The sequence below is a fragment of the Flavobacterium sp. LS1R10 genome (genome assembly GCF_003968825.1).
GTDB lineage: Bacteria > Bacteroidota > Bacteroidia > Flavobacteriales > Flavobacteriaceae > Flavobacterium.
The window spans coordinates 704,419-726,804 of record NZ_RYDH01000001.1; the positions used below are offsets into that span (position 1 = coordinate 704,419).

A 22,386-nucleotide genomic window follows, 5' to 3' on the forward strand; every position below is an offset into this window, starting at 1 on the left:
TTATAACTACAATTATTTTTCAGTGTAAAATTAAACATTAAAAAGAAAAAACAAGGTCCCCACAAAAGGCAAGTTGAATTTATTGCTCATAATAATTTTATAAAAAATAACAATCACATGAATTATAATTGTTATTTTGTAAATTCTAATTATGATTTGATATGTTGAAAAACAATTTAAAATACGCCTTCTTATTATTGCTTTTTATTGTAGCTGGTTGTGCCAAAAGAGGCTCTATCACCGGGGGATTAAAAGATACTATTGCGCCTGTTTTGAAAATGAGTTTCCCGGAAAACTTCAACACAAAATTCAAAGGAGATGAGATTAAGTTGGTATTTGACGAAAATATTAAAATAAAAAACCTGAACAAACAATTGATTATTTCGCCACCAATGAAGAACGATCCATTGGTTTTACCCACAACGGCAAGCAAAACGATCACCATAAAAATTAAAGATACACTACAACCCAACACCACGTACAGCTTTAATTTTGGACAAAGTATTGCTGATAATAATGAAGGAAATCCGTTAAATCAATTCAAATATGTATTTTCTACCGGCGATTATATTGACTCTTTAAGCCTTGGCGGTACTCTGAAAAGTGCGTATGAAAAAGAAGTGGAATCATTCGTATCAGTTATGCTTTACGAAGTCAATGACAGTTTCAAGGACTCCGTTGTTTATACTGAAACCCCAAGATATGTAACCAACACATTGGACAGCTTGAAGACGTTTCGTTTAGAGAATTTAAAAGCAGGGAAATATCTTCTTGTAGCCATGAAAGACTACAACAGCAACAATAAATACAACCCAAAAACAGATAAAATTGGATTTAGCAAAGACTTTATTACGATTCCAAATGACACTATTTATGAGTTAGAATTATTTAAGGAAACACTTCCTTTCAAAACATTTAAGCCTAGTCAAGCCTCAGGAAACCGTTTGTTAGTAGGGTATGAGGGACTAATAAATTCTGCTGATGACAGGCCCAAAATAATTTTAAAAAACAACAACGATCTTCTGCCTACTGTCATTACTAAATTTCCAAAAAAAGATTCCCTTCAAATCTGGTACAAGCCCATTAAAGCTGATTCACTAAATTTGGCTGTAGCCAAAGGTCAATATGAATCGAAATTCAACTTTAAAATAAAAGATCAGAAAAAAGATACTTTAAACGTCATAGCCCTGCAAAACGGAACCTTAAAATTTAGAGAGCAATTTACATTAGAAAGTAATACTCCTTTAACCCGTTTCGAAAATTCGAAAATAAACCTAACCAATAACGCAAAAGATGCAGTGTCGTTTACCACTAAATACGACGAATTCAATCAAAAGCTATTTTTTGATTTCATAAAAGAACCTTCCGAAAATTATACATTTGAAATTTTACCTGGAGCGTTAACTGATTTTTTCGAACAAACAAACGATACTTTAACGTATAAATTAAACACTCAAAGCACTGCTGATTATGGGAATCTGACCGTGCAGTTGCAAAAAGCAAAACAATTTCCCGTCATTGTTGAACTCACGAATGCAAAAGGGGACGTTTTAGCTACTGAATATACCGAGGAAAACACCACAATAAATTTTAATTTAATTGACCCCGAGCTGTACACGCTCCGAATTATTTATGATGCCAATAAAAACAAGGAATGGGATTCCGGTAATTATTTAGAAAAACGTCAAGCCGAGGAAGTGATTTACTTTTCCAAAGAAATTCCTGTTCGGGCAAATTGGGACGTCAACCAGGCATTTGATTTAAGTCTTCCCTACATTCCGGAACCTAAAAAGAAAACCAACAAGAAGAAATAAACGTTACCTGTTTTCTATTTCAAAAGAATCTCTGTCATTCAAAAAACCCAATTTTTGTCGGGTTTCCAGCATTTTTTCTGGGTCTAATTCTACTAAAAACAAACCTTCTGTTTCTATTGGTTCTTGAATGTAATTCCCCAGAAAATCGACTGCTTGTGAGTGACCTATGTATTCATAACCATTTGCATCAATACCGATTCTATTGACACCAATAGCATAGCACATGTTTTCTATCGCTCGTGCTTTCAATAAAGCATCCCAAGCATTTGTTCTAATTTTTGGCCAGCTTGCAACATAAATCACCAAGTCATAATCCTCTGAATTTCTGGAAAATACAGGAAATCTCAAATCGTAACATATTTGAAGGCAAATTTTCCAATCTAAATAATTTACAATCGTTTTTTGGGTGCCACTAGTATATACTTTATCTTCGCCAGCTAAAGTAAACAAGTGTTTTTTATCATAGCACTGAATTGTTCCAGAAGGAAATACAAACACCATTCTGTTGTAAAAATTTCCGTTTTCCTTAATAACTAAACTTCCTGTTATAGCACTATTTGTAGCTTTTGCCAATGATTGTAACCATACAATGGTTTCGCCTTGCATTGTTTCTGCAACATCCTTTGGATTCATCGTAAAGCCCGTTGTGAACATTTCAGGAAGCACAATCAAATCTACCTTTTCAGTAAGTGCACTGATTTTTTCTTCGAAATAGTTTCGGTTGGCTTTTGGGTTTTCCCAAACTAAAGGAGCTTGAATTAGGATAATTTTCATTTTACTTTATTTTTTATAAAAATAAGAAATATCACAACACCATAAGTTCATTATATTAGCTAAAAAATGACTTTATGAAAAAGATATTTCTTGTATACTCTTTTCTGTTTTCTGTTTTTATTTTTGGACAGGAAAAATCGGGAGCGAAACAATTTTGGGAAAACCTACAAAAACAATGTGGGAAATCCTTTGAAGGAACAGTCACAGAGGGTGCAACCAATGATACTTTTCGGGATAAAAAACTGGTGATGCATGTCCGCAACTGCGATGAAAAAACGATTCGGATTCCGTTTTTTGTAGGAGACGACAAATCAAGAACATGGGTACTTGCTTATGAAAACGATCGCATCCAGTTGAAACACGACCACCGCCACGAAGATGGCTCGGAGGATAAGGTGACACAATATGGAGGGACAACCACTAATGCGGGGTCAGCAACGCTTCAGTTTTTTCCGGCAGATGAGGAAACCTGTGATTTGATTCCAAATGCTGCTGCAAATGTTTGGTGGATTACTCTTGACGAAACTTCTTTCACGTACAACCTAAGGCGCATCGGTTCTGACCGACTGTTTACCGTGAAATTTGATTTGACAAAAACAGTAGGTACGCCTGCCGCACCTTGGGGATGGAAAGATTAGTGTATAATAGATTATTTTATATAAAAAAACGCATTCAACTTTGACATTGAATGCGTTTTAAATTATTATGCAATCCTTGTCCTTTGAGTTTGACCTTTAGGACTAAATGTTTACCCTTTTAAACTGGCCGATAAATATTCTCTATTCATTCTGGCAATATTTTCAAGAGAAATTCCTTTTGGACATTCTACTTCACAAGCTCCAGTATTGGTACAGTTCCCAAAACCTTCCGCATCCATTTGGCTCACCATATTCAATACACGGTCAGTAGCTTCAATTCTTCCTTGTGGCAACAACGCATATTGAGATACTTTTGCAGCGACAAAAAGCATCGCCGATGAGTTTTTACAACTCGCCACACAAGCTCCACAACCAATACAAGTAGCCGCATCAAAAGCATTATCCGCATCTTCCTTATTAATAGGGATCGTATTAGCATCAATAGTATTTCCTGAGGTGTTTACGGATATAAATCCTCCCGCATGTTGAATCCTGTCAAAAGAACTTCTATCGACCACTAAATCCCTTATTACAGGAAAAGCTTTAGCTCTAAACGGCTCAATAAAAATGGTGTCACCATCCTTGAACATTCTCATGTGCAATTGACAAGTGGTAACGCCACGGTCTGGTCCGTGCGCTTCCCCATTGATATACAAAGAACACATTCCGCAAATTCCTTCGCGACAATCGTGATCAAATGCAACTGGTTCATCCCCTTTCATGATCAATTCGTCATTCAAAATGTCAAGCATTTCAAGAAATGACATGTCTGGCTCAATATGATCTATAGGATACTCAACTATTTTACCTTCTGCAGCGGCATTTTTCTGACGCCATATTTTTAATGTAAGTTTCATATTTTTAGTTTGAAAGTCATAGAGTCGAAAGTCGAAAGTCGATTGACATGGAGTCACTTGACTTTAAGACGTTAGACATTAGACTAAATTATTTATAACTTCTTTGAACTAATTTCACGTTATCAAATACCAACGGCTCTTTGTGTAAAATTGCTTCACTTGGTTTCCCAGTGTATTCCCATGCTGCTACGTAAGCAAAATTCTCATCGTCACGTTGCGCTTCTCCTTCTTCAGTTTGGTATTCTTCACGGAAATGTCCTCCGCAAGATTCATTACGGTGTAATGCATCTTTAGCAAATAATTCCCCCAATTCAAGGAAATCGGCAACACGAGTTGCTTTCTCCAATTCTTGATTCAAACCATTCGCATCTCCGGGAACTTTTACTTCTTTGTAAAACTCTTCACGCAAAGCAGCAATTTCTACAATTGCTTCGTTTAATCCTTTTTCATTACGAGCCATTCCCACTTTGTCCCACATAATTTTCCCTAATTTCTTATGAAAATAGTCAACAGAATGTGTTCCTTTATTGTTCATGAATCTTTCGATTTGGTCTTTTACCGCTTTTTCAGCAGCAACAAATTCAGGTAAATCTGTAGATATGGCACCCATTTTAATGTCTGGAGCTAAATAATCTCCAATAGTATATGGCAATACGAAATACCCATCTGCTAAACCTTGCATCAAAGCCGATGCTCCAAGTCTGTTAGCTCCATGATCTGAGAAGTTCGATTCCCCAATGGAAAAACAACCCGGAATAGTAGTTTGCAAGTTATAATCAACCCAAGTACCTCCCATTGTATAATGTACCGCAGGGTAAATCATCATTGGAGCAGTATAAGGATCTTCATCTACAATTTTATAATACATTTGGAACAAGTTCCCGTATTTACTTTTTACAAGTTCAGTACCTAATTTAGTTACTAATTTAGTATCATTAGTATCCAATCCTTTCACATACGCTTGTTCATTTCCGTACCGTTGAATAGCTGCCGCAAAATCCAAATAAACTGCTTCACCTGTTTTGTTTACTCCAAAACCTGCATCACATCTTTCTTTGGCAGCACGGGAAGCTACATCACGAGGCACTAAGTTACCAAAGGCAGGATACCTTCTTTCTAAGAAATAATCTCTTTCATCTTCTGATAAATCGGTTGCTTTTTTCTTTCCTTCTCGAATCGCTTGCGCATCTTCTAATTTTGCAGGAACCCAAATACGTCCATCATTTCGCAATGATTCTGACATTAATGTCAATTTTGACTGGTGGTCTCCTGAAACAGGAATACAAGTAGGGTGAATTTGTGTGTAACAAGGATTAGCGAAGAAAGCCCCTTTTTTGTGGATTTTCCAGGCAGCAGTAGCGTTACTTCCCATAGCATTGGTAGAAAGGAAAAACACATTTCCATAACCACCAGAAGCAATAACAACAGCATGAGCAGAGTGTCTTTCTATTTCACCGGTAACTAAGTTACGAGCGATAATTCCTCTTGCTTTTCCGTTTACGATTACTAAATCCAGCATTTCATGACGGTTGTGCATTTTTACTTTACCACGACCTATCTGGCGATTCATTGCTGAGTAAGCACCCAAAAGCAATTGTTGACCTGTTTGCCCTTGTGCATAAAAAGTACGAGAAACCAAAGTTCCGCCAAAAGAACGGTTATCTAATAACCCTCCATATTCACGAGCCAATGGAACACCTTGCGCCACACATTGGTCAATAATATTACCGGAAACTTCCGCCAAACGGTGTACGTTAGCCTCACGAGCACGATAATCTCCACCTTTTACAGTATCGTAAAACAATCTGTGAACAGAGTCACCGTCTCCTTTATAATTTTTTGCAGCGTTGATTCCTCCTTGTGCAGCAATGGAGTGCGCACGACGGGGTGAATCTTGAAAACAAAATGCTTTTACGTTATATCCTAATTCTGCTAATGTTGCAGCAGCAGAACCTCCAGCAAGACCTGTACCCACTATAATTATATCTAAATTACGTTTGTTAGCAGGGTTTACTAAATTAATATGATCTTTATAATTTGTCCATTTGTCCGCAATTGGACCTGTAGGAATTTTTGAATCTAATGCCATTATAATTTAATATTAATGATTGAAATGATGAAATAATGCAATGAAAATGAAACCAAAAGGAACTACAATTGCAAAAGCATATCCTAATGTATGCAACGATTTTGAATATTTATTATTAAAACCTACAGATTGGAACGAAGAATTGAAACCGTGCCACAAGTGCAAAGACAACAATAAAAAAGACAAACTGTACAATCCTGTTCTAACGGGGCTTTCAAATTTTTCTGCTAATTCATGAAAATATCTTGTTTCATTCAATGAATTAGATTCTACATATTTATATACCATTTCAGGAACCCAAAAATCGTAAAAATGCAAAGCTAAAAAGGCTAGAACAACTGACCCAGTAACTATCATATTTCTGGAAGCCCACGAAGAATTAGCAGCTCCGTTATTTTTCGCATACCCAATTGGCCTGGCTTTTCTGTTTTTAAAATCCAAAACAAAACCCATGATGAAGTGAAAAACGACCCCGACGATTAATATAGGCTGAATTACATACTGAACTAAAGGATTATTTCCCATAAAATGAGAAATCGAGTTGAAAGTGCTTTCACTAAACACTGATGTCATATTGATAAAAAAATGCTGTGCTAGAAACAACATCAAAAAAAGTCCTGAAAGTGCCATAGCTACTTTTTTTGCTATTGACGATTTCAATAATGCAGATTTTGCCATAAGAATTTGAATGAATTAATTTAAGAATCACACAAAAATAGAGCAATTAGTAGTGAACTACAACCTTTTCGTTATAATTTATAATCATTTTAAAGTGCTAAAGCCCCGAAGTTAATAATTTACTAAATGCCGGCACTTAATATATTGTAAATCTGTCATTTAGCACAACAAAAACAATATATTTTAAAATTTAACGATTGCAAATGAAAACAATAATCCTTAAAATATTCACATTAAACGTATCATATCAATAATTTTGGCATGGTTTATTTTTCAAATTCTTAAAAAGTCACTAAATACAATTTTAACAACTTTAAAAAAATTGTCGTCAAACTCCTAAATTTACTTTTATAAGCAAAAAAACTAAACTAACATCATCTCTTTTGATGTTCTAAAAATACACGGGCCTAAAAATATGGACTGCACCAATGAAATGGCGAAATCTGTTTCTAAGTATATTCTACTCCTTAAAATGAATCCTGAAATTTCATTTTAACTTCTATAAAAAACACAACAATATAGACATTAATACCATTGTCAAATCGAGCCTAGTCGTGTTATAAAATGGGTTATTGTACTAACACTTTATATATTTCATTAAGTATTGCAGGATCTTACTACTGTGTAACATAAAATAAAGGCTGTCTTCGTAATGGAGACAGCCTTTATTTCAACAAAGACTTAGTCTATACAAAATACTAAGCCTCATTTATTTTCCATAGTACTTAATTACAATTTCCACCGCAGTCTTGCGCGTTTTGATAATCTTCCGGAGTAATGGTGTAAACTTCGGTGCGTTCATCTCTAAACATTGGATTAAAAATGTTTCTAGCTTGATTAAAACATTGATTTGTTGCAGTACATTCTTGATTGTTCTGTACAGCTACTAAAAAGCAGTATGAGCAATAAAAATAGTATATTCTTCATATTTTTAGTCTTGCCAATTATTAAATAATTCTTCTGCAAAAATCTCAGTTGGATTATCGTATTTGTTTTTGATATTATCGCGCCATTCCCATCACGATCTTGCTCCCACTGGTGCTTGCTCTAATTGCGGTAACGTATAGCCACTCACTCGATCTATAGGTTTGTTATTAGATAATGCTCTACTGATAATTATTTACAGAATAAGGATTTTCTATTTTTTTTCATGTTTAATGTACTCGTTACGATCAATAGATTTAGCAGAATCCGCGGAGATTTCAGAATCGTCAGCACAAGACCCAAAAAGCAGTATAGAAATTGTTAGAAGAACAAAATTAAAAGGCATTACTTTTTTTATCAAGTTAATATACTTAAGGTTAATTCTTACGAAGATAAAAATTATTTAAATACAAACTAACCGTAAACGATTTATTTACAATTAAATAACAAGAGTTTTAAAGTCAATTGAATTTCGCCATATATTTTTGAACAATCGCTTCCGTATTCTCGTTTCGCATTTTTTGCTCTAACTGAATTGGTGGAGAAGCACGTTCCAAACAATTTTTTACCGCACAGGTCTCACAGGTAACCCCAACAATTTGTTTTTTAATGGAGTCGTTTTCCATAAACTTAAATTTTTTCTTCACGGCCGGAGTAATTAAAATCCCTACTGAAATACTGCGGATACAATCTACCTTGAACGGATCCGGTGTTGCGGATGAAAAAACAAGATATTCATTTTTACTGTTTTCATAACTGGAGATTTGTGCATCAAAAAAGTGGTTTTTATTTTGCTTCAAAGACTCCTCAATTGTGCGTATCGAAACCCATCTTCGGCAGTAATGCTCATTCATTTCATTCGCATGCGGCTCTTGCTGATTGGTGATGTGTAATTCTTTCTTTATCTGATAGGTATCCGTTCCTTTTTGATGGGACAATCGCAGGAAAAAAAGATTTTTTAACTGAAAATCTTTTGGCAAAATATTGGTCAGCCTTTGGTAGAATGATTCCGGAGAAACATTAAACCCGCTCATCAAAGCAATCATTTCCTGAGGTTTCGGATCTGTTTTGGACAAAAATAAATTCAGTTCGTCTATCAGTTTCTGTCGTGGAATAAGCAATGCTCCCGCAAAGTATGAAGCATAAAAATTATTCAGAACTTGGTCGAAATTATCAAATTTAATCCAACTGAACGTATACAGTCTATCGGTGATTGCGAGATAATTATACGCAATTTCTTTGGCCAGAATAAATGCTTTTTGAGGTTCGTCAATATCTAATGAAAGTAACAAAGTCTTGCTTTTTGGTACAAAAATCGACCTCAAATCCCCCAATTGTTCTTGTTCCGAAAAAACAAGTTCTTTTATCGTATATCCGTATTCCTCCATTAAGATTGCTGTGAGTTCTTCAATCGAAATTTTAGTGTCAATATTTACGTAAAATGCTTTGGAAAACTGCAAAACCTTCAGCTCTAAATCTTCAAAATAATTGGTGTGCGCTTCCTGATACGAACGCAATGAAGCCAAGAAGAAACTCTCTCTGGTTAAATTATAATGTTGCGCAATCTCAATAATCGTACTGATAAACGCATTGACTTTTGCAGGAGCGTTAGCAATAATGTCGATAAGATCATTTTCCTGAATCCCAAAAATATCCAACGGGATCTCTTTCAGAATGCCAGATTTTAGGATTTCTCCAATGGGGGCCAGATTATTATCCAGTTTCAAGGAAACCATATTGTCATAGGAAATATCGAGTTTTTCGGCTAACAGAATAATTTTATCCGTTTTAGGATACTTTTTCCCTTTTTCAATTTCGTTCAAGTACGATTTTGAAAGGTCCGTGATTTTTGCCAAACCAAATAAAGACAGTTTTTTATTGGTACGAGCCTGCTTGAGTTTAAGTCCAAAAATTAACTTGATATAATCCTTTTCTATATTCATATTTCAAAGATAATGTAAAAAATATTTACGCCAAAAAAAATATTTTTAATTTTTAGCGTACGTTCGCTTGTTTTGTAAAAAACTTTTTGTAGTATTGCAGTGTTGAATAATTAATAATTATCAGCAAAAGTTTAATAGTATCAATTTAAATGTGTTAAAAAATGAATTTTAAAGAAGTATATTCGAAAAATTTGTTAAATTTTTCAGAAGAAACCACCGATCAGTATCCGGAAATCTTAACTGATGAAGCCATGACTTTTTTGTCTTTACTTCATGAAAATTTCAACAAAAAAAGACTCGACCTTTTAGAAGAACGAAAAAAACAACAGGATTTATTTGATCAGGGGGTCTTACCCACTTTTCCTGCTGAAACAAAAAGCATCCGAGAAAGCAATTGGAAAGCGGCGCAAACACCCAAGGATTTATTAGACCGAAGAGTCGAAATAACAGGGCCGGTCGACAGAAAAATGGTGATCAATGCCTTGAATTCCGGAGCAAAAACCTTCATGGCTGATTTTGAAGATAGTACTTCGCCTACGTGGAGCAACCTAATGTCAGGACAGCAAAACCTGAAAGACGCGGTGAATAAAACCATCACTCTTGAAGACACTATAAAAAATAAAAAATACAGTCTGAACGACAAAACTGCTGTTCTGCTTGTCAGACCACGAGGATTACATTTGCCGGAAAAAAATATTTTGATTGATGGAGAACAAACTTCGGGATCGCTAATTGATTTTGGTTTGTATGCTTTCCATAATTACAAACAACTTATTGAGGATGGAACGGCGCCCTATTTTTACATTCCAAAACTGGAACATTATCTGGAAGCGCGATGGTGGAATGAGGTTTTCGAATTCACGCAGGAATATTTGGGTGTAAATAACGGAACATTCAAAGCTACAGTTTTGATAGAGACCATTACGGCCAGTTTTCAATTGGACGAAATCATTTTTGAACTGAAAGAGCATATTGTAGGCCTTAATTGCGGTCGATGGGATTACATTTTTTCATACATAAAAAAATTAAGAAAAAATCCAATTTTCATTGTGCCCAATAGAGATCAGGTGACTATGACTGCCCCATTCATGAGTGCGTATTCCCAATTGGTTATACAAAGATGCCACAAACGAAATATTCACGCAATAGGCGGAATGGCGGCACAAATTCCGATAAAAAACAACGAAGAAGCCAATAAGGTTGCGTTCGATAAAGTAATTGCGGACAAAGAACGGGAAGTAAAAAATGGTCATGACGGCACTTGGGTTGCGCATCCAGATTTGGTTCCGCTTGCCATGACGGTATTCGACAAATACATGCCAAACCAAAACCAAATTCAGGTAAAAAGAGAAGACGTATACGTTACCGAAAGTGATTTACTGGAAACGCCAAAAGGAACCATTACCGAGCAAGGTGTTCGAAAAAACATCAGTATTTCGGTTTTATATATTGCTTCATGGCTCAACGGACAAGGCGCCGCGGCCTTGCACAATTTAATGGAAGATGCCGCTACTGCTGAGATTTCAAGATCACAATTGTGGCAATGGCTGCAAAACAAAGTGGTTTTAGATAATCAAAAAGTCCTGACTGAAAAATACTATCACCGACTGGCCATGGAAGAATTTGAAAAAATAAGAAAGCTCGTTGGAGATGAGAATCACGAAAAACAAAAATACAGATTGGCAGAACAATTATTAGATATTCTGGTCGTGAACGACAATTTTATCGAGTTTTTGACTATTCCAGGATACAAATACATTTAAAATTTCAATAAAATCAATTTCAATAAAAAATCATTAAACACCATTAAACCTTTATAAACACTATGAAAACTACAGAAACAAGAATTCAAGAATTAGTTACCGACTGGATTACAAACCCAAGATGGAATGGCATTGAGCGACCATATACTGCTGAAGAAGTGGTGAAATTGCAAGGTTCGTATCAAATAGAACATAGCGTAGCCAGAATTGGAGCGAATACTTTATGGAATAAACTAAATGCTCAGGATTTTGTAGCCGGACTTGGCGCGCTTACCGGAAACCAAGCCATTCAAGAAGTAGAAGCAGGATTAGACGCCATTTATTTGAGCGGATGGCAAGTTGCTGCTGATGCAAACGTAGCCGGCGAAATGTATCCTGACCAATCTTTATATCCTGCTAACAGTGTTCCATTGGTTGTAAAACGTATCAATAACGCTTTATTGAGAGCAGATCAAATACAAGTGGTTAACGGGACTGCAGACAAAAAAGAATATTTAGTTCCTATTGTGGCTGACGCCGAAGCCGGTTTTGGTGGAAACCTAAATGCTTTTGAATTAATGAAAGCGATGATTGAAGCGGGAGCAGCCGGAGTTCACTTTGAAGATCAATTGAGTTCTGCTAAAAAATGCGGTCACTTGGGTGGAAAAGTATTGGTTCCTACGCAAGAAGCCATCAACAAATTGATTGCGGCTCGTTTAGCAGCTGACGTAATGGGAACGCCAACAATTGTTGTGGCACGCACCGATGCGGATGCAGCCAACTTATTGACTAGCGATATTGACCCAAGAGACGCTAAATTCATCACAGGAGAAAAAACAGGAGAAGGCTTTTTCTATGTAAATTGTGGTGTGGAGCAAGGAATTGACAGAGGATTGAGCTATGCGCCTTACGCTGATTTAATTTGGATGGAAACCAGCAATCCGGATCTGGATTACGCTAGACAATTTGCTGAAGGAATTCACGCAAAATTCCCAGGAAAAATGTTGGCTTACAATTGTTCGCCTTCTTTTAACTGGGCTGCAAAATTATCCGTTGCTGAAATGGAAACATTCCGCGAAGATCTTGCTGCAATGGGATACAAATTCCAGTTCATCACTTTAGCCGGATTCCACGCATTAAACACTAGTATGTTCGAATTGTCTAAAGCCTACAAAGAAAGAGGAATGGCAGGATATTCTGAATTGCAGGAAAGAGAGTTTGCTTTGCAAAAACACGGTTTCAAAGCGGTAAAACACCAAGGTTTCGTAGGAACATCTTATTTTGATGCGGTACAAAATACTGTAACAATTGGAAAATCTTCTACAACCGCAATGAAAGATTCTACAGAAGCGGCACAGTTTTAAACAGAACAACAACTATAAAAAAAACACGATTTCAGATGAAATCGTGTTTTTTGTTTTTAAAATAAAAGGACTGTTTATTTTGATTCGATAATTTCAAGATCAGTAACCACTTTCTCTTTTCCTTTTTGAATGCTTATTTTATTCACCGAAATTGGAAGGTAATAGTTGCCGTTTTTGGCTGGTTCCAATTTTAATTTTTTGTCTTTATTTTTCCAATTATCAGCAATTGCTTTGGTTATGGAAAGATCATATACGTGTTTGTTCAATCCTTTTACAGCCTTCACTTTCTGAGAATAAACCACTTCTTTCAAGCTGTTCTCAATTTGCAAAAGCACTTCTGCATCTCCATTCGAATAAAACCAAATCTCTGCTTTTGGCTCTGAAGCCTTAGCCCAAGAACTCCAGCTGTTTCCCCATTCTTTTGTTTTTTTTATCTTTTTAAGTTCGAAAACATGAAGATTTTCCGCTACAACTTTATCATTCAGTTGTTGCACTTGATCCAAATTGACTTTATACACCGAACGACCGTGAGTTCCTACCACTAAATCTTTTGCTTTCTTTTGAATCACTAAATCGTGAACGGCCACGTTTGGAATTCCATTAGAAAAATCATCCCAAGATGTTCCTTTATTTAATGAAACATACAAACCGTTATCCGTTCCCAGATATATAACATTCTCGTTTACATTATCCTCCACAATTACATTCACTGGACTTGCAGGTAAATTATTGGCGATATTTTTCCACGTTTGACCAAAATCATCTGACATATAAACATAACTGGTGAAATCATCATTTCGATACCCGTTCAAAGTCGCATACACTCTTTCTTTCTTGTGTGCCGAAGCCACGACTCTGGAAACCCATTTATTTTGCGGTAAATTTCCCGAAATTTTGTTCCAAGTTGCACCGCCGTCTTTCGAAACATGAATCAATCCATCATCACTTCCTGTGTATAGTAACCCAAACTGCAAGGTACTTTCACTGATAACAGCAATTGTTCCAAAAGCAACATTTCCTTCTTTTGCTCCTTGCGTTAAATCCGGCGAAATAGCCGTCCAAGTTTCCCCTTGATTCATCGAACGATGCAAGAAATTAGATCCCATGTATAAAATATCCTGATTGTGTGAAGACAATAAAATAGGCGTTTGCCAATTGAATCGAAAGGGCTTTTCGTCCTTTTTTGGCTTTGGCGAAATATACTCCCGCTTGTTAGTCGCACGATCAATTCTGTAATAATTTCCAAATTGAAACCCTGTAAAAACAATATTGGGATTCCTTTTGTCAATTTGAGTCTGCATTCCATCTCCACCCATCAAATTTTCGTAAGGATATTTTCCGGTTTGGTACCATTCTGAGGAATATTTATAATCACTTGGCCCAACCCAAACCCCATTATCCTGCATCCCGCCATAAATGTTATACGGTTCTTGCTCATCCACATTTACTGAATAAAACTGACTCACTGAATGCGAATTACTTTTCACCCAGTGCGCTCCATCATCATACGAAATATTCAAACCTCCATCATTTCCATTGATTAAATGACCTGATTTATTTGGGTTCACCCAAACAACATGATGATCCGAGTGAACATTTTCCTCGCTTATGGAGGTGAATGTTTTTCCGCCATCATTTGATTTTATAATGGGCACACCCGATAAATAAATTTTATTGACATCGTTAGGATCAACTGAAATAACACTGAAATAATACCCGTACGAATAAAAGAAATCATCGATAAAATCTTGATGGGTCTTCGTCCAGTTTTTCCCGCCGTTACTTGATTTGTATACTTCGGCTCCAATTACTTCTGTTTCCGCTAAACTATTGATCGCATCCAAAACCACTTTTGCTGCTTCGTTAGGTTGCAAATACCCGTTTTGAACCCAGTGTTTGATATTTTCGGCTCTGTATTTTTCGGTTAAACCGTAATTCTTTAAAATAGAATTCAGACTTTTATTAGGTAATTTCAGGAATTCATCTCCCGGCATAGAAAACGCAACCGGTAACGAATTACTTTTTTTGGATTGTAACGGTCTTTTGAATTGGTTGTCCAAAATGGCATACACATTTTCATCGTCATATACCGCTAAACCAATCCTTCCAACGCCTTCTCCAACCGGAAATCCGCTTTCAGCATTCGTGAAAAGTTTCCATGTGAATCCCGCATCTTCACTTTTATAAATTCCCGAAGTAGCACCGCTTCCTATAAAATCCCACGATTTTCTATCTTTACTCCAAGAAGCCGCATATTGAACTTTGAAATTTTTTGGTGAAACAGCCACATCTATAATTCCCGTTTCATCATTGATATAAAGGGTTTTACTCCACGTTTTCCCACCATTAGTCGTTTTGTAAATTCCTCTTTCTTCATTTTTTGAGTACAAATGACCCACGGCACCCACAACAACTTCATCTGGATTTGATGGATTTATCAAAATTCTGCTGATGTGATGGCTGTCGTGCAATCCCATATTTTGCCAAGTCTTTCCTTTGTCTTCGGATTTTAAAATTCCAATTCCGGCGTAAGACGATCGCGACGAATTGACTTCGCCAGTTCCTACCCAAATCGTGCCTTGTTTCCAGTCTATCGCAATATCACCCACATTTTGTGTAGGCGCCGCATCCATAATAGGCAAAAAACTCATTCCGTTATTATTGGTGTACCAAAGTCCGCCTGAAGCATAGCCCACATAAAACTCGGTTGGATTTTCGGGGTTTACATCCACATCTACCACTCTTCCGCTCATCACCGTTGGACCCACATTTTCGAAAGCAACATTTTGAAAAAGCGATTGTTTTTCCATTGTTTTTTTGGCTTCCAAGGCTTGCTGAATCGCTTCGGCAGAAACTTGTCCCCAGGAGACACTATGTGCAATAAGAGCCGAAAAGAGTACTATTTTTTTCATGTAAATTTATTTGAGTTGGAAAATTAATCATAAAAATAGTTATCTGAAAATTTTATCGTGTAATTAACATCCGTTTCTCTCAAAGTTAGTATTTTTGATTATTCAATATTATAAACAAATTGTTATAAAATGAGCGTAGCCAGAAATGGTATCAATACGAATCCTAACGCTCTGTGAACTACACATGATCCATAAAAAACAATAAAAATCAACACATGAAATACCATCAAATTGACAGTGATTTATTTATAAAAAACAGAGCAAAGTTCATGGCTCAGATGAAGCCAAAAAGCGTTGCTATTTTTAATTCTAATGATATTTATCCCGTTTCGGCAGATAGTACGTTGCCATTTGCACAACACCGCGACATCTTTTATCTGAGCGGAGTAGATCAGGAAGAAAGTATTTTATTGCTTTTCCCGGATGCGCCTTACGAGCACCAAAGAGAAATGGTATTCTTGAAAGAAACCAGTGAGCACATTGCGATTTGGGAAGGCGAAAAACTGACTAAAGAGCGTGCTTTTGAAGTAACAGGAATCAGAACTGTGTATTGGTTGCAGGAATTTGAAAAAGTCTTATTTGAGATGATGACGCACGCTGACACGATTTACATCAATACCAACGAGCATTACCGCGCTACTGTAGAAACCGAAACTCGCGAAGCCCGTTTTGTAAAATGGTGGAAAGAGAAATATCCGGCACATGCTGTTGCAAAAAGCAATCCGATATTACAACGCCTTCGTTCTGTAAAAGAAACTGAAGAATTGGATTTAATCCAAAAAGCATGTACTATTACGGAACTCGGTTTTAGAAGAATATTGCCTTTCGTGAAACCAAATGTAACCGAATACGAAATTGAAGCCGAGCTAATTCACGAATTCATTCGCAACCGTTCCAGAGGTTTTGCCTATACGCCAATTATTGCTTCCGGAAATAATGCTAATGTATTGCATTACATAGAGAACAATCAACAATGCAAAGCTGGTGATTTGATTTTGCTGGATGTTGCGGCTGAATATGCCAATTATTCCAGTGACATGACGCGTACCATTCCGGTTTCAGGAACGTATACCAAAAGACAAAAAGAAGTGTATAATGCCGTTTTACGCGTAAAAAATGAAGCGACTAAAATGCTGACAACAGGTACACTTTGGAAACAATACCATATCGAAGTTGGGAAATTAATGACTTCAGAATTGCTAGGTTTGGGTCTTATTGACACAGCCGATGTGCAAAACGAAAAACCGGAATGGCCCGCTTACAAAAAATATTTCATGCACGGAACATCACACCACATGGGGTTGGACACGCACGATTATGGAATCCTCACCGAACCCATGCAAGCGAATATGGTTTTTACCGTAGAGCCTGGAATCTACATTCCTGCCGAAGGTTTCGGAATCCGTCTGGAGGATAACATTATCGTTCAGGAAAGCGGCGAACCATTCAACATGATGCGCAACATCCCAATTGAAGTAGACGAAATTGAAGAATTAATGAACAGTTAATTCCTCAAAAACGTATAAGGAAATCGGTTTACAGCAATGTGAACCGATTTTTTTTGGGCGCTACCCAGCCTCCGTAAACTCCGGCTGCGTCGGGCTATTCGCTGCAAATGAAATTCACTGAACTCCTATAAAAACAAATGTACGGTGAAGTAATCCCTTGCGCACTTCAACGAGAAAATCTACAATTCCAAAACATCAATTCCAAAACATCAATTCCAAAACATCAATTCCAAAACATCAATTCCAAAATCCATGGTAAAGCTGTAACTTTTTAATCATCTTACCGACCTATTTAAAAACAAAAAATATTTTAAACCATTAAGTAATTAAGAAAAATTAAGCTCTGATTCTAAATGAAACTTAATTTCTTAATGGTAAAAATCTTTTAAACAAAAACTTAAAGTACAGAAATCATGCAAGCACACGAAATATACTACCACATTTACGGCGAGGAAATGCAATATGTGGAAGTAGAATTAGACCCACAGGAAATTGTAATTGCCGAAGCCGGAAGTTTTATGATGATGGACAATAATATCCAAATGGAAACTATTTTTGGAGACGGTTCCGGACAAGAAAACGGATTGTTCGGCAAACTTTTAAGTGCCGGAAAAAGAGTATTGACCGGCGAAAGTCTTTTTATGACCGCGTTCATCAATCAAAATACTATCAAAAGCAAAGTTTCCTTTGCCTCACCGTATCCCGGAAAAATAATCCCAATTGACTTAATGCAATTTGACGGCAAATTCATTTGCCAGAAAGATGCCTTTCTCTGCGCCGCTAAAGGTGTTTCTGTTGGAATCGAATTCTCTAAAAAACTCGGTCGCGGATTGTTTGGCGGTGAAGGTTTCATCATGCAAAAATTAGAAGGTGACGGTTTGGCGTTCGTGCATACCGGCGGAACATTAGCCAAAAAAGAATTAGCAACAGGCGAAATCCTAAAAGTCGATACCGGTTGCATCGTAGGTTTTACCAAAGATGTGGATTACGATATAGAGTTTATTGGCGGCATCAAGAATTCTATTTTTGGTGGCGAAGGATTATTTTACGCCACGCTTCGCGGTCCGGGAACAGTTTACGTGCAATCGTTGCCTTTCAGTCGACTCGCCGACAGAATCATCGCATCTGCTCCCAGAGCTGGCGGAAACAGTCGCGACGAAGGCAGTTTATTGGGCGGTTTAGGCAGTTTACTCAATGATGATAAACGATTTTAGTTTACAAAGTATTTTGTCCAATTGTCATTCCGACAAAGGAGGGGTCTCATTATAAAAGTCAAGAATGTGATTTCTCCTTCGTCGAAATGACAAAACAAAAACACTTTTTGTTTACTAATTCTGCTCAAATATTTTTTTTAATTTTTATTGGCATTTTTTAGTCTAATCCATACAAGAATTCTAAAAAATAATATGACACATCTGTTTAAAAAAAAATTAAAGCCCTAATTTTACAGTCGTTCGAAACAAACCCAAAAAAGGGAAACAAATTCTCTTTAAAAACACCGTCATCTCCTATTGCGATATCAGGAAAGGAACCGCTATTATTTTGCCTCATGGTTTTCTAGAGAACAAAACGATGTGGGGTTTTACACTCCGAAACGGAATGCTTGAATTACATACAAAGAATGAAATGTTCAAAAACTTCTGAGATTGATCTTGGATTGGTAATGTGCTTTGGGGAAAATCCAGAATTGAAACGTATTATACATACAAACAATAAAAAACATAACAAATAAAATTAGAGATAATCTGTAAAATCAGAATTGTCCGCAGGCTAAATTTATGAAACTATTCATCACAGGAATTGGTACTGATGTAGGTAAAACCATCGCGTCAGCCATTGTAACAGAAGCTTTAGAAGCTGATTATTGGAAACCCATTCAAGCGGGGGATTTAGACAACTCAGATAGTCATAAGATTAAATCGTTTTTGTCCAATAAAATGACGGTAATTCATCCCAACGGTTATGCCTTAAAAACACCTGCAAGTCCTCATTTTGCTGCTGAACGAGATGGAGTTGTTATTGATTTAAAGAAAATTAGTGAACCTCAAACAGAAAACCACTTGGTTATTGAAGGTGCAGGCGGTGTTTTTGTGCCGTTAAACGCTAAGGATTGTGTTGTAGATTTGATTCAGCCCGATTACAAAGTGATTGTGGTTTCCCGACATTATCTGGGAAGTATCAATCATACGTTATTGACCATTGAAGCTTTGCAAAACCGAAAAATTAAAATCGCCGGAATTATTTTTTCGGGCGATGAAAATAAGGCTACTGAAGAAATAATTCTGAGTAAAACGATTGTAAAATGCATTGGACGTATAGCGCAAGAACCATATTTTGATCAAAATGTCATCCAGGAATATGCAGCTTTATTTCGGGAGCAGCTATTGAGTTTATAAAATCTTTGTGAAACTTTTTGCTTTCTCTGTGTATCTTTGTGGAATATATTATTTAAAATGACTTTAACAGAAAGAGACCGCCAATATCTATGGCATCCGTATACCCAACACAAAACGGCAGGGTTGCCAATTGCCATCAAAAAAGGGAAAGGCGCTTTGCTTTGGGACGAAAACAATAAAGAATATATTGATGCGATTGCCTCTTGGTGGGTCAATCCGTACGGACATTCCAATACATTTATAGCCGATGCGATTTACAAACAACTCACCACATTAGAGCACGTATTATTTGGCGGATTCACTCATGAACCAGCTATTTTGGTAGCAGAGAAGCTAATGGAAATTTTACCTAAAAACCAACAAAAAATATTCTTTTCCGATAATGGTTCTACGGCTGTTGAAATTGCGATTAAAGTTGCCCTACAATATTTTTTCAATAAAGGAGAAAAGAGAACGGTGATAATTGCTTTTGAAAATGCGTTTCACGGAGATACTTTTGGTGCTATGGCCGCAAGTGGAATATCGTTTTTTGTGGAAGCATTTAAGGATTCTTTGATTGAAGTGATTCGGATTCCGGTTCCTGTTAAAGGGCAGGAAGAGCAAAGTTACAACGCTTTACGTCATGTAATAAAAAACAATAATTGTGCGGGTTTTATTTTTGAGCCATTGGTTCAGGGAGCTGCAGGAATGGTGATGTACGAACCAGAATCGTTAGATAAATTAATGCGAATTTGTCAGCAGAATAATGTACTGACTATTGCAGATGAAGTGATGACCGGCTTTGGGAAAACCGGAAAAACGTTTGCAACGGATTATTTATTAGAAAAACCAGATATGATGTGTTTGTCTAAAGCGTTGACCGGAGGAACAATTCCGATGGCGATTACGACTTTTACGCAGGATTTATTTGATGCTTTTTATGATGATGATATTAATAAAGCGTTGTTTCATGGGCATACATTTACAGCAAATCCTACCGGTTGTGCAGCGGCTTTGGCCAGTTTGGAATTGCTGCAAACGAATGAAATGCAGGCGAATTTAATTCGGGTCAATCAAAGGCATCTGAACTTTCAGGAGCGCATCAAAAATCATCCAAAAGTTACTGCAACCCGAGTGCTGGGCGTTATTTTTGCTTTAGAAATAAAAACCGAAAGTGCTGCCAGTTATTACGGAAGTTTACGGAACAAACTCTATGATTTTTTTATCGAAAACGGAGTGATTCTGCGTCCTGTTGGTAATATCGTTTATATCTTACCGCCTTATGTTATTACCGATGAGCAATTACAAAAAGTGTATGAAGTGGTCGAAAAAGCGTTAGAAATAGTCTAGTTTTTTGGCTGCAGATTAGAAAAATCCGTTTTTATCGGTTCAGATCCGTGTCATTGGTGTGCTATTTTTCCGCAGATTGAACGCAGAATGTAAATAACTTTGCGACCTTTGCGAAAAATAAAATAACTTGTCAACAACAATCTCCATAACTGCCATAGCTTCCCTTTCTCCATTAGGAAATGCACCTGAGGAAATTTGGAAAAAATATCTCGATAAAAATCATTGTTTTTCCGAACATTTTTTGGATCAAAAAAACACATTTGTAGCCAAAATTGATGCTGATTCTACTGAAATAATTCGCAAGTTGAAACAGTCAGATAACAAATATAAATCCTTGGACCAATCCGTTTTGTACGCTATGGCGGCTTCGCGGCAAGCGATGCAAAATGCAGGCTGGAATTCAAATGACGTTTTTGGAATCAATATTGGTTCATCTCGCGGTGCCACGGATTTATTCGAAAAGAATTATCAGGAGTATTTAAAAACAGGAAAAGCACAAACATTGGCTTCTCCAACGACCACTTTGGGCAATATTTCCTCTTGGGTGGCACATGATTTGCAAAGTTCTGGCCCTGAAATCTCACATTCTATTACGTGTTCTACTGCGTTGCATGCCGTGTTAAACGGAGTGGCGTGGCTAAAATCGGGAATGGCAGATAAGTTTTTAGTCGGTGGAACTGAAGCGCCTTTAACTGATTTTACGATTGCCCAAATGCGCGCCTTGAAAATTTATTCGAGTCGCGCAGAAGAATATCCCAATCGGGCTCTTGATTTAGAAAAAAAGCAAAACACCATGATTCTGGGTGAAGGTGCTGGGGTGTGTTGTCTCGAAATTGGGGAAAAAGAAAACGCCTTGGCCTACATCGAAGGAATTGGATACGCTACAGAAATTCTGGAACATAGTATTTCTATTTCGGCAGAAGCGACCTGTTTCCAGAAATCCATGAAAATGGCACTTCAAAATACTGATTTGTCCAAAGTGGATGTGATTGTCATGCATGCTCCGGGAACTGTAAAAGGGGATTTGACCGAATATAAAGCGATACAGAAAGTTTTTGGTGAAAGTCTGCCTTTGCTCACTACCAATAAATGGAAAATTGGTCACACCTTTGGTGCATCAGGGATTTTGAGTATGGAATTCGCTATTTTGATGCTGCAACACAATCGTTTTATCGGAGTCCCTTTTGCAAAAGCGCAAGCACAAACAAAACCGATTAGGAAAGTATTGATTAATGCCGTTGGTTTTGGAGGAAACGCGGTAAGTGTTCTTTTGAGTGTATAAGGATGCCATTTATAAGAGGTGTTCTTTTTAAAAAAGTAGCTACGAATTACTCTAATTTCACAAATTTTGGTAATCAGTGTTAATTGGTACGATCTGTTTATAAAGGTCAAGGTTTAATGGCACGCAGATACCGCAG

The 22,386-nt window shown here is 36.8% G+C and carries 15 protein-coding genes; 9 read left to right on the forward strand and 6 right to left on the reverse strand.

Features of this window, described 5'->3' with window-relative positions; genetic code table 11:
- Nucleotides 1-161: 161 nt before the first annotated feature.
- A complete protein-coding gene (locus EKL96_RS03170) occupies nt 162-1,814 on the forward strand; it encodes an Ig-like domain-containing protein (protein ID WP_126458080.1) in 1,653 nt (550 codons plus the stop codon).
- Between the two features lie 3 nt (nt 1,815-1,817).
- Here EKL96_RS03170 and EKL96_RS03175 read toward each other — a convergent pair whose 3' ends face one another.
- Entirely contained in the window at nt 1,818-2,588 is a 771-nt protein-coding gene (locus tag EKL96_RS03175) for an amidohydrolase (protein WP_126458084.1), read from the reverse strand.
- A gap of 74 nt (nt 2,589-2,662) precedes the next feature.
- On the opposite strand from EKL96_RS03175, the gene EKL96_RS03180 reads away from it, so the two are divergent.
- Nucleotides 2,663-3,226, forward strand: a complete 564-nt coding sequence (locus EKL96_RS03180) for a hypothetical protein (protein WP_126458087.1) — start codon at nt 2,663-2,665, stop codon at nt 3,224-3,226.
- Between the two features lie 110 nt (nt 3,227-3,336).
- Here EKL96_RS03180 and EKL96_RS03185 read toward each other — a convergent pair whose 3' ends face one another.
- The 4 genes from EKL96_RS03185 to EKL96_RS03200 all read right to left on the reverse strand — a co-directional run bounded on the left by EKL96_RS03185 (nt 3,337) and on the right by EKL96_RS03200 (nt 9,717).
- The gene (locus tag EKL96_RS03185; RefSeq protein WP_126458090.1) at nt 3,337-4,083 is read right to left on the reverse strand and encodes a succinate dehydrogenase/fumarate reductase iron-sulfur subunit; all 747 of its coding nucleotides are present in this window, start codon (nt 4,081-4,083) and stop codon (nt 3,337-3,339) included.
- 88 nt (nt 4,084-4,171) lie between these two features.
- Complete coding sequence (locus EKL96_RS03190; protein ID WP_126458093.1) at nt 4,172-6,172, reverse strand: fumarate reductase/succinate dehydrogenase flavoprotein subunit; 2,001 nt, start codon at nt 6,170-6,172, stop codon at nt 4,172-4,174.
- A gap of 12 nt (nt 6,173-6,184) precedes the next feature.
- The gene (locus EKL96_RS03195) at nt 6,185-6,850 is read right to left on the reverse strand and encodes a succinate dehydrogenase cytochrome b subunit (protein ID WP_126458096.1); all 666 of its coding nucleotides are present in this window, start codon (nt 6,848-6,850) and stop codon (nt 6,185-6,187) included.
- Nucleotides 6,851-8,235: 1,385 nt separating this feature from the next.
- The gene (locus EKL96_RS03200; protein WP_126458099.1) at nt 8,236-9,717 is read right to left on the reverse strand and encodes a helix-turn-helix domain-containing protein; all 1,482 of its coding nucleotides are present in this window, start codon (nt 9,715-9,717) and stop codon (nt 8,236-8,238) included.
- Between the two features lie 161 nt (nt 9,718-9,878).
- Between EKL96_RS03200 and aceB the strand changes: the two genes are divergently transcribed.
- Nucleotides 9,879-11,480 (forward strand): malate synthase A, encoded by a 1,602-nt coding sequence (gene aceB / locus EKL96_RS03205; protein ID WP_126458102.1) that lies wholly within the window; start codon nt 9,879-9,881, stop codon nt 11,478-11,480.
- A 62-nt stretch (nt 11,481-11,542) separates the two neighbouring features.
- Complete coding sequence (aceA, locus tag EKL96_RS03210) at nt 11,543-12,823, forward strand: isocitrate lyase (RefSeq protein WP_126458105.1); 1,281 nt, start codon at nt 11,543-11,545, stop codon at nt 12,821-12,823.
- 74 nt (nt 12,824-12,897) lie between these two features.
- On the opposite strand, the gene EKL96_RS03215 is transcribed toward aceA, so the two are convergent.
- Complete coding sequence (locus tag EKL96_RS03215; protein WP_126458109.1) at nt 12,898-15,735, reverse strand: WD40/YVTN/BNR-like repeat-containing protein; 2,838 nt, start codon at nt 15,733-15,735, stop codon at nt 12,898-12,900.
- A gap of 215 nt (nt 15,736-15,950) precedes the next feature.
- Here EKL96_RS03215 and EKL96_RS03220 point away from each other — a divergent pair, with 215 nt between their 5' ends.
- The 5 genes from EKL96_RS03220 (at nt 15,951) to EKL96_RS03240 (ending at nt 22,250) form a co-directional block, all read left to right on the forward strand.
- Nucleotides 15,951-17,243 (forward strand): aminopeptidase P family protein, encoded by a 1,293-nt coding sequence (locus EKL96_RS03220; protein WP_126458112.1) that lies wholly within the window; start codon nt 15,951-15,953, stop codon nt 17,241-17,243.
- A gap of 413 nt (nt 17,244-17,656) precedes the next feature.
- Complete coding sequence (locus tag EKL96_RS03225) at nt 17,657-18,457, forward strand: TIGR00266 family protein (protein WP_126458115.1); 801 nt, start codon at nt 17,657-17,659, stop codon at nt 18,455-18,457.
- 564 nt (nt 18,458-19,021) lie between these two features.
- Nucleotides 19,022-19,639 carry a dethiobiotin synthase gene (bioD, locus tag EKL96_RS03230; protein ID WP_126458118.1) on the forward strand — a complete coding sequence of 206 codons (618 nt, stop codon included), beginning with the start codon at nt 19,022-19,024 and terminating at the stop codon, nt 19,637-19,639.
- A 57-nt stretch (nt 19,640-19,696) separates the two neighbouring features.
- Nucleotides 19,697-20,968 carry an adenosylmethionine--8-amino-7-oxononanoate transaminase gene (bioA, locus tag EKL96_RS03235; protein WP_126458121.1) on the forward strand — a complete coding sequence of 424 codons (1,272 nt, stop codon included), beginning with the start codon at nt 19,697-19,699 and terminating at the stop codon, nt 20,966-20,968.
- A gap of 127 nt (nt 20,969-21,095) precedes the next feature.
- Entirely contained in the window at nt 21,096-22,250 is a 1,155-nt protein-coding gene (locus EKL96_RS03240; RefSeq protein WP_126458124.1) for a beta-ketoacyl synthase N-terminal-like domain-containing protein, read from the forward strand.
- Nucleotides 22,251-22,386: the final 136 nt, after the last annotated feature.

Coding starts and splice junctions, on each gene's coding strand:
- bioD (WP_126458118.1), top strand. CDS start 19,022: ATGAAACTATTCATCACAGGAATTGGTACTGATGTAGGTAAAACCATC.
- EKL96_RS03170 (WP_126458080.1), top strand. CDS start 162: ATGTTGAAAAACAATTTAAAATACGCCTTCTTATTATTGCTTTTTATT.
- EKL96_RS03225 (WP_126458115.1), top strand. CDS start 17,657: ATGCAAGCACACGAAATATACTACCACATTTACGGCGAGGAAATGCAA.
- EKL96_RS03200 (WP_126458099.1), bottom strand. CDS start 9,717: ATGAATATAGAAAAGGATTATATCAAGTTAATTTTTGGACTTAAACTC.
- EKL96_RS03190 (WP_126458093.1), bottom strand. CDS start 6,172: ATGGCATTAGATTCAAAAATTCCTACAGGTCCAATTGCGGACAAATGG.
- EKL96_RS03195 (WP_126458096.1), bottom strand. CDS start 6,850: ATGGCAAAATCTGCATTATTGAAATCGTCAATAGCAAAAAAAGTAGCT.
- EKL96_RS03215 (WP_126458109.1), bottom strand. CDS start 15,735: ATGAAAAAAATAGTACTCTTTTCGGCTCTTATTGCACATAGTGTCTCC.
- aceA (WP_126458105.1), top strand. CDS start 11,543: ATGAAAACTACAGAAACAAGAATTCAAGAATTAGTTACCGACTGGATT.
- EKL96_RS03185 (WP_126458090.1), bottom strand. CDS start 4,083: ATGAAACTTACATTAAAAATATGGCGTCAGAAAAATGCCGCTGCAGAA.
- aceB (WP_126458102.1), top strand. CDS start 9,879: ATGAATTTTAAAGAAGTATATTCGAAAAATTTGTTAAATTTTTCAGAA.
- EKL96_RS03220 (WP_126458112.1), top strand. CDS start 15,951: ATGAAATACCATCAAATTGACAGTGATTTATTTATAAAAAACAGAGCA.
- EKL96_RS03180 (WP_126458087.1), top strand. CDS start 2,663: ATGAAAAAGATATTTCTTGTATACTCTTTTCTGTTTTCTGTTTTTATT.
- bioA (WP_126458121.1), top strand. CDS start 19,697: ATGACTTTAACAGAAAGAGACCGCCAATATCTATGGCATCCGTATACC.
- EKL96_RS03175 (WP_126458084.1), bottom strand. CDS start 2,588: ATGAAAATTATCCTAATTCAAGCTCCTTTAGTTTGGGAAAACCCAAAA.